At 76.9% G+C, this 14450-nt stretch carries 14 protein-coding genes; 6 read left to right on the top strand and 8 right to left on the bottom strand.

All coding sequences use genetic code 11. The features are described from left to right. Positions 1 to 216 precede the first annotated feature (216 nt). Positions 217 to 1767 (bottom strand): acyl-CoA synthetase, encoded by a 1551-nt coding sequence (locus tag ACI8AA_RS20380; protein WP_457046194.1) that lies wholly within the window; start codon positions 1765 to 1767, stop codon positions 217 to 219. A gap of 122 nt (positions 1768 to 1889) precedes the next feature. On the opposite strand from ACI8AA_RS20380, the gene ACI8AA_RS20375 reads away from it, so the two are divergent. Continuing rightward, positions 1890 to 3029 (top strand): carboxylate-amine ligase, encoded by a 1140-nt coding sequence (locus ACI8AA_RS20375; protein WP_457046193.1) that lies wholly within the window; start codon positions 1890 to 1892, stop codon positions 3027 to 3029. 30 nt (positions 3030 to 3059) lie between these two features. Further along, the gene (locus ACI8AA_RS20370; protein ID WP_457046192.1) at positions 3060 to 3920 is read left to right on the top strand and encodes a lysophospholipid acyltransferase family protein; all 861 of its coding nucleotides are present in this window, start codon (positions 3060 to 3062) and stop codon (positions 3918 to 3920) included. Here ACI8AA_RS20370 and ACI8AA_RS20365 read toward each other — a convergent pair whose 3' ends face one another. After that, positions 3921 to 4454 carry a GNAT family N-acetyltransferase gene (locus tag ACI8AA_RS20365; protein ID WP_457046191.1) on the bottom strand — a complete coding sequence of 178 codons (534 nt, stop codon included), beginning with the start codon at positions 4452 to 4454 and terminating at the stop codon, positions 3921 to 3923. An 83-nt stretch (positions 4455 to 4537) separates the two neighbouring features. On the opposite strand from ACI8AA_RS20365, the gene ACI8AA_RS20360 reads away from it, so the two are divergent. The 4 genes from ACI8AA_RS20360 to ACI8AA_RS20345 all read left to right on the top strand — a co-directional run bounded on the left by ACI8AA_RS20360 (position 4538) and on the right by ACI8AA_RS20345 (position 9216). Next, positions 4538 to 6061: an amidohydrolase gene (locus ACI8AA_RS20360; protein WP_457046190.1), complete on the top strand. Its 1524-nt coding sequence runs from the start codon at positions 4538 to 4540 to the stop codon at positions 6059 to 6061. 183 nt (positions 6062 to 6244) lie between these two features. Beyond that, a complete protein-coding gene (gene lnt / locus ACI8AA_RS20355; RefSeq protein WP_457046189.1) occupies positions 6245 to 7888 on the top strand; it encodes an apolipoprotein N-acyltransferase in 1644 nt (547 codons plus the stop codon). Then, a complete protein-coding gene (locus tag ACI8AA_RS20350; RefSeq protein WP_457046188.1) occupies positions 7885 to 8676 on the top strand; it encodes a polyprenol monophosphomannose synthase in 792 nt (263 codons plus the stop codon). The genes lnt and ACI8AA_RS20350 overlap by 4 nt, the downstream gene beginning before the upstream one ends. 39 nt (positions 8677 to 8715) lie before the next feature. Further along, entirely contained in the window at positions 8716 to 9216 is a 501-nt protein-coding gene (locus ACI8AA_RS20345; protein ID WP_457046187.1) for an FxsA family protein, read from the top strand. A 4-nt stretch (positions 9217 to 9220) separates the two neighbouring features. Here the strand turns inward: ACI8AA_RS20345 and ACI8AA_RS20340 are convergent, their stop codons facing one another. From ACI8AA_RS20340 to ACI8AA_RS20315, 6 genes are all read right to left on the bottom strand, one after another. Further along, entirely contained in the window at positions 9221 to 9775 is a 555-nt protein-coding gene (locus tag ACI8AA_RS20340; RefSeq protein ID WP_457046186.1) for a dihydrofolate reductase family protein, read from the bottom strand. Positions 9776 to 9951: 176 nt separating this feature from the next. After that, the gene (locus ACI8AA_RS20335; protein WP_093578861.1) at positions 9952 to 10296 is read right to left on the bottom strand and encodes an RNA polymerase-binding protein RbpA; all 345 of its coding nucleotides are present in this window, start codon (positions 10294 to 10296) and stop codon (positions 9952 to 9954) included. Between the two features lie 193 nt (positions 10297 to 10489). Beyond that, positions 10490 to 11215 carry a thymidine kinase gene (locus ACI8AA_RS20330; RefSeq protein WP_457046185.1) on the bottom strand — a complete coding sequence of 242 codons (726 nt, stop codon included), beginning with the start codon at positions 11213 to 11215 and terminating at the stop codon, positions 10490 to 10492. Next, positions 11212 to 12558: an MFS transporter gene (locus ACI8AA_RS20325; RefSeq protein WP_457046184.1), complete on the bottom strand. Its 1347-nt coding sequence runs from the start codon at positions 12556 to 12558 to the stop codon at positions 11212 to 11214. Before ACI8AA_RS20325 ends, ACI8AA_RS20330 begins: the two co-directional genes overlap by 4 nt. A gap of 182 nt (positions 12559 to 12740) precedes the next feature. Beyond that, a complete protein-coding gene (locus tag ACI8AA_RS20320) occupies positions 12741 to 13640 on the bottom strand; it encodes a lysophospholipid acyltransferase family protein (RefSeq protein ID WP_457046183.1) in 900 nt (299 codons plus the stop codon). Continuing rightward, positions 13637 to 14413: a glycerophosphodiester phosphodiesterase gene (locus tag ACI8AA_RS20315; protein ID WP_457046182.1), complete on the bottom strand. Its 777-nt coding sequence runs from the start codon at positions 14411 to 14413 to the stop codon at positions 13637 to 13639. The genes ACI8AA_RS20320 and ACI8AA_RS20315 overlap by 4 nt, the downstream gene beginning before the upstream one ends. Between the last annotated feature and the right edge of the window lie 37 nt (positions 14414 to 14450).

Here is a 14450-nt window from a genome sequence, read left to right as displayed (position 1 = left end):
ACGCCACACCCAACAACAACGGTGGAAGGGGTGCTCCAGGGCCGGTCGGGCGAGCCCGTCGAGGGGCCGCCGCCTGGCGAGCTCTCGGAGCGGGGCAGGCCGCCCGCGGCGGCACCGCGGGCCGTGCGCGCGGGCGGGGGAGCGCCCCCTCCGCGTCCACCGCCCGGGAGGGGCGCCGTTCCGTCACGGGCCGGCAGGGGAGGGCGGCAGGAGGCCTCACGCGCCTCCGGCGGTCAGCAGGTGCGCCCGCACGTCGCCCTTGAGCACCTTGCCCACCTTGGAACGCGGCAGGTCGGCCCAGACGAGGACGTCCTTGGGCGCCTTGACGCCGCCGATGCGGGCGCGGACGAACGCGCGGACGTCGGCGGGGTCCAGCGCCTCCCCGGCCCGCGGCTGCACGACGGCGACCACCCGCTCGCCCCACTTCTCGTCGGGCACGCCGACCACCGCGCAGTCCTGCACCGCCGGGTGGGCCATGACCGCCTGCTCGACCTCGGCCGAGTACACGTTGAAGCCGCCGCTGATGATCATGTCCTTGGCGCGGTCGACGAGGTACAGCCAGCCGTCGGCGTCGAGGTAGCCGATGTCGCCGGTGTGGTGCCAGCCGTACCGGCTCGCCTCGGCGGTGGCCTGCGGGTCCCGGTGGTAGCCGTCCATGACCAGCGAGCCGCGGACGACGACCTCGCCGCGCTCGCCGGCCGGGAGCAGTCGCCCGTCGTCGTCCATGACCGCCACGGTGGTGAGCGGCGTCGGCCGGCCGGCGGAGGTGAACCGCTCCCGGGCGGGGGAGCCGTCGGGGTGCAGGTGCTCGGCCGGCGCCATCGTCGAGATCATCATCGGCGCCTCGGACTGGCCGAACAGCTGGCCGAGGACGGGGCCGATGCGCCGGACCGCCTCCTCGAGGCGGTCCGGGGACATGGGCGCGGCGCCGTACCAGAGGCACTGCAGGGCGGAGAGGTCGGTGCCGTCGAGGTCCGGGTGGGCCAGCAGCAGGTAGACCAGCGTGGGCGGCAGGAAGGCGTGCGTGACCCGGTGCCGCTCGGCGAGGGCGAGGAACCGCCCGAGGTCCGGCGCCGGCATGACGACGATCTCGCCGCCGAGGGCCATCACCGGGAAGCACAGCACCCCGGCGGCGTGGGTGAGCGGCGCGAGCGCCAGGTAGGTGGGCCGGCCGGTGAACGGGTAGCTCATCAGCGTCAGCGCCGTCATGGTCTCGAGGTTGCGATCGGTGAGGCGCACGCCCTTGGGCCGGCCGGTGGTGCCGCCGGTGCCGACCAGCATGACCAGCCCGCCGGGCGGCTCGGCGTCGCCGGCCTCGGGCGCGCCGGCCAGCCACTCCGCCAGCGCCGGGTCGCCGCCCTCGCCGTCGTCGCCGTCGCCGTCGAGGCAGACCAGGGTGGTCAGCCGCGGCAGGCGGTCGCGGATCGCGGCCACCAGCGGCGCGAAGGAGCGCTGGTAGAGCAGCGCGGTGCAGCCGAACAGGTCGAGCAGCTCGCGGTTCTCCCCGGCCTCGTTGCGGGGGTTGACCGGGCACCACACCGCGCCGGCGCGGGCGATGCCGAAGACGGCGGCGAACGCGGTGGGGTCGTTGGCCGACAGGACCGCCACGGCGTCGCCGGGCCGGACGCCGGAGCGGGCCAGCGCCCCGGCGACCTGCCGGCTGAACCGCTGCACCTCGCCGTAGGTGAGCGACCGGTCCGGGCCGGTCAGGCACGGGGCGTCCGGGCCGAGGGAGGCGCCCTTGTCCAGGTAGGCGGTGAGGCTCACCGGTCCACCCGCCGGCCGTCCGCGCCGCCGGGGGCCCTGCGTTCGGTCATGCGGGGATCGTGCCCGACCCGGGGGCCGGTGTCCGCCCTGCGGCGGCGTCCCCGCGCCCCCAGGATGTGCCGGTGCGCACGGTGGGTGTCGAGGAGGAGCTGCTGGTCGTCGACCCGTCGGGGACGCCGGTGCCGCGCGGTCCCGAGGCGCTGGCGGTGGCCGCCCGCCGCGGGGAGGGGGAGACCCCGGAGCAGCACGAGCGGGCGGCGCAGGGGGACGACGGCGGCTCGCCGGGGCATTTGGTGCCCGAGCTGAAGCGGGAGCAGGTGGAGCTGGGCACCCGGGTGTGCACCGGGCTGGCCGAGGTGGAGCGGGAGCTGCGGTACTGGCGCGGGCGCGCCGACGCCGCCGCCCGGGTGGTCGGGGCGCGGGTGGCGGCGCTGGCGACCTCGCCGGTCGGCGTCGAGCCGGAGACGACGCCCGGCGAGCGCTACGCGGAGATGGCCGAGACCTTCGGCCTCATCGCCCGCGACCAGCTCACCTGCGGCTGCCACGTGCACGTGTCGGTGGACGGCGACGAGGAGGGCGTGGCCGTCCTCGACCGGATCCGGGTGTGGCTGCCGGTGCTCACCGCGCTCACCGCCAACTCGCCGTTCTGGCTGGGTGCCGACTCCGGGTACGCCAGCTTCCGGTCCCAGGCGTGGAACCGCTGGCCGTCGTCGGGCCCCACCGAGCTGTTCGGGGACCCGGCGACCTACCACCGGGTGGTCGCCGACCTGGTCGCGACCCGCACGATCGTCGACGCCGGGATGGTCTACTTCGACGCCCGGCTGTCCCGGACCTGGCCGACGGTCGAGGTGCGCAGCGCCGACGTCGCGCTGCGGGTGGAGGACGCGGCCACCCACGCCGGGCTGGTGCGCGCGCTGGTGGAGACCGCCGCCCGGGAGTGGCGCGCGGGCGTCCGGGCCCCGCGGGTGCGCGGCGAGCTGCTGCGGGTGGCCGCCTGGCGGGCCGGGCGCTCGGGCACCACCGGCGACCTGGTGGACCCGCGCAGCGGGGCGCCGGCGCCGGCCGCCGCGGTGGTCGCGGCGCTGCTGGAGCACGTCGGGCCGGCGCTGGAGGCCACCGGCGACCACGCGCGCGTCGCCGACGGCGTGGCGGCCGTGCTGGAGCGCGGCACCGGCGCGGACCTGCAGCGCCGGGTGCACGCCGGCACCGGCGACCTGGGCGCCGTCGTCCGCGCGGCGGTGCAGCTCACGACCGGCGGGTGACCTCCCAGGGAAGGCGGATATCGTCCCGCCATGTACACCGCGAGCTGGCGTGACGTCGTGCGGCGCGACCTGTTCGGGCCGGCCCCCGACCGCCGGGACCGCCCCTACCGGTTCGTCGTGCGGCTGGCGCTGGTCGTCTTCCGGCTGCTGCAGCTGCAGTTCGACGTGCGCGGCTCCGAGCACGTGCCGACGTCGGGCGGCGCGGTGGTCTGCAGCAACCACGTCAGCTTCCTGGACTTCACCTTCCTCGGCCTGGCCGCGCTGCCGCGGCACCGGCTGGTCCGGTTCATGGCCAAGGCCTCGGTGTTCGCGCACTGGTTCGCCGGGCCGTTCATGCGCGCCATGCGGCACATCCCGGTGGACCGCACGGCCGGCGCGGCCGCGTTCGACGCCGCGGTGCGGGCGCTCAAGGACGGCGAGGTCGTCGGCGTGTTCCCCGAGGCGACGATCAGCCAGAGCTTCACCGTCAAGGACCTCAAGGCCGGCGCCGCCCGGATGGCCATCGACGCCGGGGTGCCGATCGTCCCGGCCGCGGTGTGGGGTGGGCACCGGGTGGCCACCAAGAAGCACCCCGTGGACCTCACCCGCGGCCGCGCGGTGACCGTGCTGCTCGGCGAGCCGGTCGCCCCCCTGCCCGGCGAGCAGCCCGCCGAGCTGCTGGCCCGCACCCGCGCGGCCATGGAGGCGCTGCTCGACGAGGCGCAGCGCACCTATCCCCAGCAGCCCGCGGGCCCCGAGGACCTGTGGTGGGTGCCGGCGCACCTGGGCGGGACCGCGCCCACCCTGGAGGAGGCCACCGCCCGCGACGCGCAGGACGCCGCCGGGCACCGGGTGAAGGCGCGGACCTCGCGCCGCGCGCGGCTGGCCCGCCGCCTCCGCCGCCGCCGCTAGCTACTCGACCACCACCGGCGCCATCAGCCGGAACGCCTCCAGCTCGACGTCGTACCAGCGGCGCAGCCGGCCCAGCGGCTCCATGCCCAGGCGCCGGCACACCGCCAGCGACGCCTCGTTGCCGGGCCGGACGACGGCGTACACCTCCGGCACCCCCGCGCCGAAGGCGTGGTCGACCACCGCCCGCGCGGCCTCGGTGGCGTAGCCGCGGCCCCAGCACTCCGGGTGCAGGTGCCAGCCCACCTCGACCTCCCCGACGCCGTCGGGCAGCGGCTTGAGCAGCACCGTGCCGGCCACCACCGGCCGCCGCCCGCGCACCTCCACCGCCCAGCAGCCGTGCACCGGGTCCGCGCGCCGGATCTCCGCCCACCGGGCCACCAGCTCCACCGGGCCCACCGACGGCGGGCCGCCCAGCCAGCGGGTGACCTCCTCGCGCCGGTAGATGTCGGTGAGCCGGGCCAGGTCGTCGCGGCCGGTGGTCCACGGGCGCAGCCGCAGCCGCTCGGTGAGCAGCTCCCCGTCCGGCACCGTCATCGCGACTGCCTACCCGGCGCGCCCCGCGCTACCCGCGGACCCGGCGCCGGAGCGGCCCGGGCGCGCCGTCATGCTCAGGGGCCGTGACGTCCCCGACCGACCTGCTGCTCACCGACGTGACCGTCGGCGACCGTCCCGGCCGCGCCGTGCACGTCGTCGACGGGCGGATCGCCTGGACCGGCGCGGCCGGCGACGCGCCGCGGGCCGGCCGGGTGCTGGCCGGGGAGGGCGCGCTGCTCACCCCGGCGTTCGTGGACGCGCACGTGCACGCCACCGCGACCGGCCTGGCGCTCACCGGTCTCGACCTCCACTCGAGGTCGAGCCTCGCCGCGGCGGTGGCCGCGGTCGCCGAGGCAGCGCGCAGCGCGCCGCCGGGCATCCTGCTGGGCACCGGCTGGGACGAGACCGGCTGGCCCGAGGGCCGCGGGCTCACCCGCGCCGACCTCGACGCCGTCGTCGGGGACCGGCCGGCCTACCTCGCCCGCGTCGACGTGCACTCCGCGACCGTCTCCACCGCGCTGCTCGACCTGGTGCCCGGCGTCCGCGACCTGTCCGGCTTCGCGCCCGACGGGCAGCTGCGGCTGGACGCCCACCACGCCGCCCGGCAGGCCGCCTACGGGGCGGTGACGGCGCCGCAGCGGGCCGCCGCGCAGGCCGCGACGCTCGCCGAGGCGGTGCGGCTGGGCATCGGCAGCCTGCACGAGATGGCCGGGCCCGAGGTGTCCAGCGCGGCGGACCTGCGCGCGCTGCTGGACCGGGCCGGCCAGGCCCCCGGGCCGCGGGTGACCGGCTACTGGGGGGAGCTGGCCGAGCGCGGCGGGCTGGACCTGGTGCGCGAGCTGGGCCTGGCCGGCGCCGGCGGCGACCTGTTCTGCGACGGCGCGTTCGGCTCGCACACCGCCGCGCTGCACGCCCCCTACGCCGACCGGCCGGGCACCGCCGGGGCGCTGCGGTTCGCCACCGCCTCCCTGGTCGACCACGTGCGCGCCTGCACCGCCGCCGGGATCCAGGCCGGCTTCCACTGCATCGGCGACGCCGCCGTCGACCAGGTGCTGGACGCGGTCGGGACGGTGGTGGCCGAGCTCGGGCTGCCGGCCGTCCGGGCCTGCCGGCACCGGCTGGAGCACGTGGAGATGGCGGGCCCGGAGGCGGTCGAGCGGATGCGGGCGTGGGGGATGGTGGCCAGCGTCCAGCCCGCCTTCGACGCGGCCTGGGGCGGCCCGGCGGGCATGTACGCCGAGCGGCTGGGCCCCGGGCGGGCCGCCGGGTGCAACCCGTTCGCCGACCTCGCCGACGCCGGCGTCGCCCTGGCGCTGGGCAGCGACGCCCCGGTGACGCCGATGGACCCCTGGGGCGGCGTGCACGCGGCCGTCGACCACCGCACCGCCGGCGCCGGGCTGCGCCCCTTCGACGCCTTCGACGCCGCGACCCACGGCGGCTGGCACGCCGTCCGCGCCGAGACCGCCGCCGGGCCGCTGGCGCCGGGCGCGCCCGCCGACCTCGCGCTGTGGGCCACCGACGCCGGCCTGTCCCGGGTGCTCGACCGCCGGGACCGGCCGGAGTGCCGGCAGCTGGTGGTCGCCGGCCGGCCGCTGCCGTCGCTGTAACCACCCGGTGCCGGGACGGCACGGACGGGGGACCCCGCGCAGGTCGCGTCCCGGAGGACGGGGCGCGGGGTGGGATGCTCGGAGGTGGACCACGACCGTGGTCCGCACGCCGTCCGCCGCGGACGGGTGCAGCCGGACGCCCGGGCGCGCTGCCCGCGGCAGGACGTCGCGGGGAGGTCGTGGGTGCCGCCAGCAGCCGTGACGGAGGAGCGGGACACCGGCTCCGGCGCGCCCGCGGGGACCGGCAGGCGCCGGGCCCGCCGCCTGCCGTGGCGCACCGCGCTCGCCGCCACCGGCGGCCTGGCGATGCTGCTGGCCTTCCCCGGCTGGTCGCTGCCCCCGCTGGCGGTGCTCGGCCCCGCCGCGCTGGCGCTGGCCGTCCGCGGGCAGCGGGCCCGCTCCGGCGCGTGGCTGGGCCTGGTGTGCGGCCTGGCGTTCTTCGTGCCGCTGCTGTCCTGGACCGGCGTGTTCGTCGGCGCGTTCCCCTGGCTGGCGCTGGCGGTCTCCCAGGCGCTGTTCCTCGCCCTGCTCGGCGCGGCCTCCGCGGCGGTGTCCGGCCTGCGGCTGTGGCCGCTGTGGACCGCGGCGCTGTGGGTGGCCGACGAGGCCCTGCGCGGCCGCCTGCCGCTCGGCGGCTTCCCCTGGGGCCGGCTGGGGTTGAGCCAGACCGACGGCGCCTTCCTCTCCCTCGCCGCCTACGGCGGGGTGCCGCTGGTGTCCTTCGCCGTCGCGCTCACCGGCACCCTGCTGGCCGCGGCGCTGCTCGCGCTGGCCCGGGCCTGGCGCGCGGCCGGTGAGGGCGCGGCCCGCGGGCCGGCGCTGCGCACCGCGGCCGGCCTGGTCGCCGCCGTCCTCGCCGTCCCGCTGCTCGGCGCGCTGGCCTGGACGCCGCTGCCCGGCCCCTCGCTCACCGACGGCGGCCCCACCCGGACCGTCGCCGTCATCCAGGGCGACGTGCCGGAGGCCGGGCTGGAGTTCAACGCCCGCCGCCGGGCGGTGCTGGACAACCACGTGCAGCAGACGGTGCGGCTGGCCGCCGCGGTCGCCGCCGGGGACCAGGCGCAGCCGGACCTGGTCGTGTGGCCGGAGAACAGCTCCGACATCGACCCCTACCGCAACGCCGACGCCGCCCGGCAGATCAGCCGCGCCGCCGAGGCGATCGGCGCGCCGATCCTGGTCGGCGCGGTGGTCGAGGGGCCGGGCCGGTACCTGAGCAACACCGGCATCGTGTGGGACCCCGGGACCGGGCCGGGCGAGACCTACGTCAAGCGGCACCCCGTCCCGCTGGCCGAGTACGTGCCCGCGCGGTCGTTCTTCCGGTTCTTCAGCGACAAGGTCGACCTGGTCCGCCGCGACTTCACCCACGGCACCGAGGTCGGCGTGCTGGACATGGGCGGCGCGCGGGTCGGGGACGTCATCTGCTTCGAGGTGGTCTACGACTCCCTCGTCGCCGACACCGTGGAGGCCGGCGCCGGGATGCTCGTCGTGCAGACCAACAACGCCACCTTCGGCTACACCGACGAGAGCGAGCAGCAGCTGGCCGCCAGCCGGCTGCGCGCGGTCGAGTTCGGCCGCACCGTCGTGGTCGCGGCCACCAGCGGCATCTCCGCCGTCGTGGCGCCGGACGGGTCGCTGGCCCGCCGCTCGGAGCTGTTCACCCCCGCGGTGTTCGTCGAGGACGTCGCCCAGCGCGACTCCACCACCGTCGCCGAGCGGCTGGGCGCGGCCCCCGAGTGGGTACTGACCGCCCTGGGCGCCGGCGCGGTGCTCGCGGTCGCCGCCCCGGCGCTGCGCCGCCGGCAGCGGGCCCGCCGGGCCGCCCGGTGAGCGCGGCGCGGGTCCTCGTCGTCGTCCCCACCTACGACGAGGTGGAGAACCTCGAGCCGATCCTCGACCGGCTGCACGCCGCCGTCCCCACCGCGCACGCCCTGGTCGTCGACGACGGCTCACCCGACGGCACCGGCGAGCTGGCCGAGAAGCTGGCCGCGCAGGACGACCGGGTGCACGTGCTGCGCCGCACCGAGAAGGCGGGCCTGGGCCCGGCCTACGTCGCCGGGTTCCGCTGGGGCCGGGAGCGCGGCTACGAGGTCCTGGTCGAGATGGACGCCGACGGCTCGCACCACCCCGAGCAGCTGCCGCTGCTGCTGGCCGCCCTCGACGACGCCGACCTCGCGCTGGGCTCGCGCTACGTGCCCGGCGGCCGCGTCGAGGACTGGCCGCGCCGGCGGCTGCTGCTGTCCCGGCTGGGCAACGTCTACACCCGCCGCGCGCTGCGCCTGCCGCTGGCCGACGCGACCGGCGGGTTCCGCGCCGTCCGCGGGGAGCTGGTGGACCGGCTGCCCTTCGACCGGGTGGCCAGCCAGGGCTACTGCTTCCAGGTCGACTGGGCCTGGCGCGCCTGGCGGGAGGGTGCCCGGGTGGTGGAGGTGCCGATCACCTTCAGCGAACGCGAGTTCGGCAGGAGCAAGATGACGTCCTCGATCGTTGGAGAGGCGTTGGCACGGGTCACCCTCTGGGGCCTGCAGGACCGGCTGGCCGACCGCCTGCCGGGCCGGGTCCCACCGCCCGTGCCGGGACGGGTCCGCGAGCGCGGGCGGTCCAGCGAGGTCCGGTAGGCGGACCCGGGCCGCCCGCGAGCCGGGCCGGGGAGTGCCGTGGGACACCGGGTACGGGTGCTGGCGGGGCTGTGGGCCCTCGCCGAGGTCGTCGTCTTCGCGCTGGTCGCCGCGTGGATCGGCGTGGGCTGGACGCTGCTGGCCGCGCTGGCCACCACCGTCCTGGGCTGGACCCTGCTGGCCCGGCAGGGGACCCGGGCGCTGGACGAGCTGCGCGCCCGCGCCCGGGAGCACCGCGCGCCGGGCACCGCGGCCACCGACGCCGGGCTGGTCGCCGTCGGCGGCGCGCTGATGGTGCTGCCCGGCTTCCTCGGCGACGTCGTCGGCCTGCTGTGCCTGCTGCCGCCCACCCGGCCGCTGGTGCGCGCCGCCGTCGGCCGCGGGCTGGCCGCGCGGCTGGGCCTGTCCACGCCGGTGCGGGTGCGCAGTACCCGGGTGCCCGGCCCGGTGCACGCCCGGCCCGACGGCGGGGTGCGGGTGATCGAGGGCGAGGTGGTCGAGGGCCCGGTCGTCGACAGTGGTGCCGGCCCGCGCGCCTGACGATTCAGTCCCGGCGGACGGGCCGGAACCGCAGGCAGGTGCGCTCGCCCACCCGCTCGACGCCGATCACCTCGAGCCGGCCGGGAGCGACGCCGTCGAAGGCCCGCAGACCCCCGCCGAGCAGCACCGGCACGACGTCGACGCGCAGCTCGTCGAACAGGCCGGCGTCGAGCAGCTGCCGGTTGAGGTCGGCACCGCCGACGACGGTGACCGCCTTGTCCCCGGCCAGCTCCCGGGCGGTGTCCACCGCCTCGCGGAGGTCGCCGCAGAAGGTGACCCACAGCCGGTCGTTGCGCCGCGGCGGGGTCGCCGGCGGGCGCGAGGTGAGCACGACGATCGGCACCTGGTACTCGTAGTCGTCGGCGTAGGAGTCGGGGTCGGGCGCGCCGTCGTAGGTGCGCCGGCCCATGAGCACCGCGCCGGTCTCGGCCTGGGAGGCCGCCAGGTACTCCTCCCCGGCAGGGGTGCCGAGGTCGGCGTAGAGCATGCCGAAGTCCCCGGCGGGGTCGGCGACGTAGCCGTCCAGGGACATGGTCGTGCCGGCGATCAGGTGTGCCACGGGGTCCTCCTCGGTCGGGTCCTGCGGGGCAGACCGGGGGAGGGGGCGGGAACTCATCGGTCCCCGGACGCGGAACGGCCCCGGTGGGGAGTCCCACCGGGGCCGTCGACGCTCCTGGAACGGCCCGCCTCCAGGGCCGCCGCGAGCTCGCGAGCGGTGGGGAGGCGGGTCCTTCCTCAGCTGGCGCGGGTCCGCCGGCCGCGCAGCACCTCGAGACGCTCGGCGAGGACCTCCTCGAGGTCCTCCACGGAGCGGCGCTCGAGCAGCATGTCCCAGTGCGTCCGCGGCGGCTTGACCTTCTTGGGCGCCGGCTCGGAGCCGCCGACCAGCTTGGCCGAGGCGCCGTCGAACTTGCACTCCCAGGTGTCGGGCACCTCGGCGTCGTCCGCGAACGGGACGGTGAACTGGTGACCCGAGGGGCACTTGTACTCGACGTACTGCCGCTCGATCGGCGCGGTGTTCCGCTCGGTCTCGTAGCTCACGCTGCCCAGTCGGCTGCCCCGCAGGGAACGCTCGCCCATGGCACACCGTCCTCTCGTGCTGGTGGTGTCGGTCAGGACTCCTCGTCGCGGCAGGGGGTACCCACTGCGGGAGGGTGTCGAAAGAGACCAACGGCGGATTTCGCGGAGAGATTCCGCTGAGTCGGTTCCCCATCATCGCATGGGGTGGTATTGGGCCGTGCGCGGCCCCCTCGGCCGGGGGAGACCGGCCGGCTCAGGGCAGGGCGAGCTGCCCCGGGCCCGCCGCGGCCGGGCCCAGCTGGCCGAGCACGTGGTGCCGCCGGCACAGCACCTGGTAGTGCACCTCCGGGCCGGGCTCGGGATCGGTGTCGGGTGCCGGGGTGGGCGCGGTGTCGGCGACGACGACGGTGGCGCCCTCGCGCACCATCTGCCCGTCGACGACCCGCGCGTTGAGCAGGCCGGGCAGCCCGCACCAGCACAGCACCTCGACCTGGATCCGCTGCACGTCGTCGGCGACCTCGAGCAGCCGCTGGGTGCCCGGGAACAGCCGGGCGCGGAAGTCGGTGGTCAGCCCGAAGGCGTAGACGTCGACGTGCGAGGCGTCGACGAGCTCGGCGAGCTGGTCCACCTGGCCGGGGGTGAGGAACTGCGCCTCGTCGACGATCAGGTAGTCCACCCGCCGCCCGTCGGCCCAGTGGCTGCGCACCAGCAGCAGCAGGTCGGTGCCCGGGTCGACCTCCACGGCGTCGCGGCACAGCCCCACCCGGGAGCTGATCCGCGGCTGCGCCGACCGGTCGCCCTGGGTGAGCAGCAGCCCCGAGCGGCCCTGCCGGCTCTGGTTGTGGTCGACCTGCAGCGCCAGCGTGGACTTGCCGCAGTCCATCGGCCCGTGGAAGAACCGCAGGTGCGCCGGGGCCGGGGCGCGCCGCCGGTCCCCGGCCGCCGGGACCGCCACCAGCGGGGCGGACGGGTCGCTCACAGCCGCTCCGGCGGGGTGTTGCCCGCGGCCTGCACGGCCCGGCGCATCGGCAGCCGCAGCAGCAGCAGGAATCCGGCGACGAAGAACACCACCAGGCTGATGATCGCGTACCGGTAGGAGCCGGTGAGCTGGTAGGTCAGGCCGAACGCCAGCGGCCCCAGCCAGCTGGTCCCGCGGTCGCTGATCTCGTAGAAGCTGTAGTACTCCGCCTCCCGGCCGGCCGGGATGAGGTGGCTGAACAGCGACCGGGACAGCGCCTGCGTGCCGCCCTGCACCAGCCCGATGACCGCGGCCAGCGCGTAGAACTGCGCGACCGCGCCCTCCTGCAGCCAGTACGCCGCCACCAGCACCGCCGTCCAGGCGACCAGGCAGCCCAGCACGGTCCGCTTGGCGCCGTAGCGGGCGGCCACCCGGCCCAGGCCCAGCGCCCCGAACACCGCGACCACCTGGACCATGAGGATCGCGCCGGTGAGCACCGACTGGGACAGCCCCAGCTCCTCGCTGGCGTAGGTGGCGCTCAGCGAGATGACGGTCTGCACGCCGTCGTTGAACAGCAGGTAGGCGCCGAGGAACCACAGCGTGAGCGGGAACGCCCGCATCCCGCGCAGGGTGGCCCACAGCTGGCGGAAGCCGCTGGTGGTGGCGTGCGCGGCGGCCTGCGGCGGCCGGTCGCGCAGCAGCGAGACGGTGACCAGGGTGAACAGCCCCCACCACAGGCCCGCGGTGGCCAGGCAGATGCGCACCGCCTCGCCCTCGGTGAGGCCCAGGGACTCCGCGCCGAGGAACAGCCCCAGGTGGACGGCGAGCAGCAGCGCCCCGCCGACGTAGCCGAACGCCCAGCCGCGGCTGGAGACCGCGTCGCGCTCGTCGGGGCCGGCGAGGTCGGGCAGCCAGGAGTAGTAGACGACGGTGGCCGCGCCGAAGGCGACGTTGGCGACGACGAACAGCGCCGCGCCCAGCAGGTAGCGGCCGTCGGCGACGAAGAACAGGCAGGTCGCGGCGAGCGCGCCGAGCAGCGCCAGCCCGCCGAGGAGGTGCCGCTTGCGCCCGGTGCGGTCGGCGACGGCGCCGGTGAGCGGCAGCACGACGACCTGCAGGACCACCGAGAACGACAGCACGTAGGAGAACCAGCTGCCCGGCGGGATGGACAGGCCGAGGAAGGGCAGCCGGCCGTCGGCGCCGGCGGCGTCCTCGGCGACGGTGGTCAGGTACGGGCCCAGGAAGACCGTGGTGACGCTGGTGTTGAACACCGACATCGCCCAGTCGTAGGAGTACCAGCCGAAGCGCTCGCGGCGCAGGGCGCGGTCGACGGGCTGCGCGGCGTCGACGTGGGGGGCGGTCACGGGCGCAGGGTGTCAGCCCGGCTCCGTCCGTTCCAGCACCGGGGGGGTCACGGGATGTCCCGTCACGGGAGGCCTCGTCACGGGAGGCCTCGTCACGGGAGGCCTCGTCACGGGAGGCCTCGTCACGGGAGGCCTCGTCACGGGAGGCCTCGTCACGGGAGGCCTCGTCACGGGAGGCCTCGTCACGGGATGTCCGGGGGGACGACGCCGCCGGGGAACGCCGCGGCGCCGTTGGTGGGTCGGGTGGGGTCCGGGTGCAGCGGCCGGCTGGCCGCGCGCAGCGGCACCAGACCGCGGGTGATCGCCGCGGCGATCCGCATCCGCGCCCGGTTGGCGTCGCCCACCCGGCCCAGGCGCAGGTCCGCCAGGTACACCGGCGGGCCGACGTGCACCCGCAGCACCGGCCGCTGCACCAGCGAGCGGGCCAGGGTGCGCAGCTTCCCCCAGTCGTTGCCGTACTGCAGCACCTCCTGGGCGCCCCACTGGCTGACCGGGATCACCGGCACCCCGACGCCGAGCGCCAGCCGGGCCATCCCGGTGCGGCCGCGCTCGGGCCACCCGTCGGGCGCCAGCCCGACCCGCCCCTCGGGGTAGGCGACGACGTGCCCGCCGTGCACCAGCGCCACCTCGGTGACCCGCACCGCGTGCCGGGCGACCTCGGTGCCGCGCTCCACCCGGATGCCGCCGGCGCGCTCCAGCAGCGGCCCCACCACCGGCGCGGAGACGATCCCGCCGGTGGCCATGATCCGCGGCACCACGCCCAGCCGGTGCAGCGCGACGGCGATCAGGAACGGGTCGAAGTCGCCGACGTGGTTGGCCGCCAGCAGCAGCGGCCCGCGGCGCAGCTCCTCGGGGATGCACCCGGTGACCTCCACCCGGCCGAACAGGTCGACCAGCCAGGAGAACCGGCGCAGCAGGAGCAGCCACACGTCCCACGGCGGCGCGGCGGCGATGGCCAGCTCGCGGGCGAACCACTCGGGGTCGCCGTCGTGCAGCACCGCCTCGAGGTGGTCGGGCAGCGGCGGCGGGGTCGGCCGCCACTCCCTCACCCCCGTGGCCAGCCGCTGGAGCAGACCGGTCACCGGCCCACCCACTGGCCGCGCGCCTCGAGGATCTCCTTCAGCATGGCCGGGCGGTCGGTCATGATCCCGTCCACGCCGAGGTCGAGCATCGCCGTCGCCTCCTCCGGGGTGTCCACGGTCCACACGTGCACCTGCAGACCGCGGGCGTGCGCGGCGGCGAGGAACCGCTCGTCGACCAGCGCCCGGCCACCCAGCTGCAGCGGCACCTGGGCGCAGCCGGCCTGCATGCGCACCAGCCCGGCCGCGCGGGGGGAGTAGGAGGACAGCCGCAGCGCCGCCACGCCCCGCGGGCCCAGCGACGTGCACACCGTGGGGCCCAGCAGCCGCCGGGCGGCGGCGACGCGGGCGTCGGAGAACGAGGCCAGGCAGACCCGGTCCAGGACGTCCATCCGGCGCAGCACGCGCACCAGCGGCGCGAGCACGCCGGCGGCCTTGATGTCGAGGTTGAACCGGACGTCGGGCCAGGCGCCGAGCAGCTCCTCCAGCCGCAGGATCGGCTCCCGGCCGCCGATGCGGGCCGCGGCGACCTCCGCCCACGGCAGCTGCTCGATCCGGCCGGTGCGGTCGGTGACCCGGTCCAGCGCCGGGTCGTGGAAGACGACGACCACCCCGTCGGCGGTCACCCGGACGTCGGTCTCGATGTACCGGTAGCCCATCTTCACGCAGGCCTCGAAGGCCGGCATGGAGTTCTCCAGGTGCTCGATCGCCCCGCCCCGGTGCGCCATCGCCAGCGGCGCCGGCGCGTCGAGGAAGGCGAACCGGGCGGGGGGCACGGGCGACACGCTAACCGGCCGCCGCGACGCGCTCACC

It is taken from the genome of Geodermatophilus sp. SYSU D01180 (genome assembly GCF_054050415.1).
This window is presented reverse-complemented; position numbering and strand designations above follow the sequence as displayed.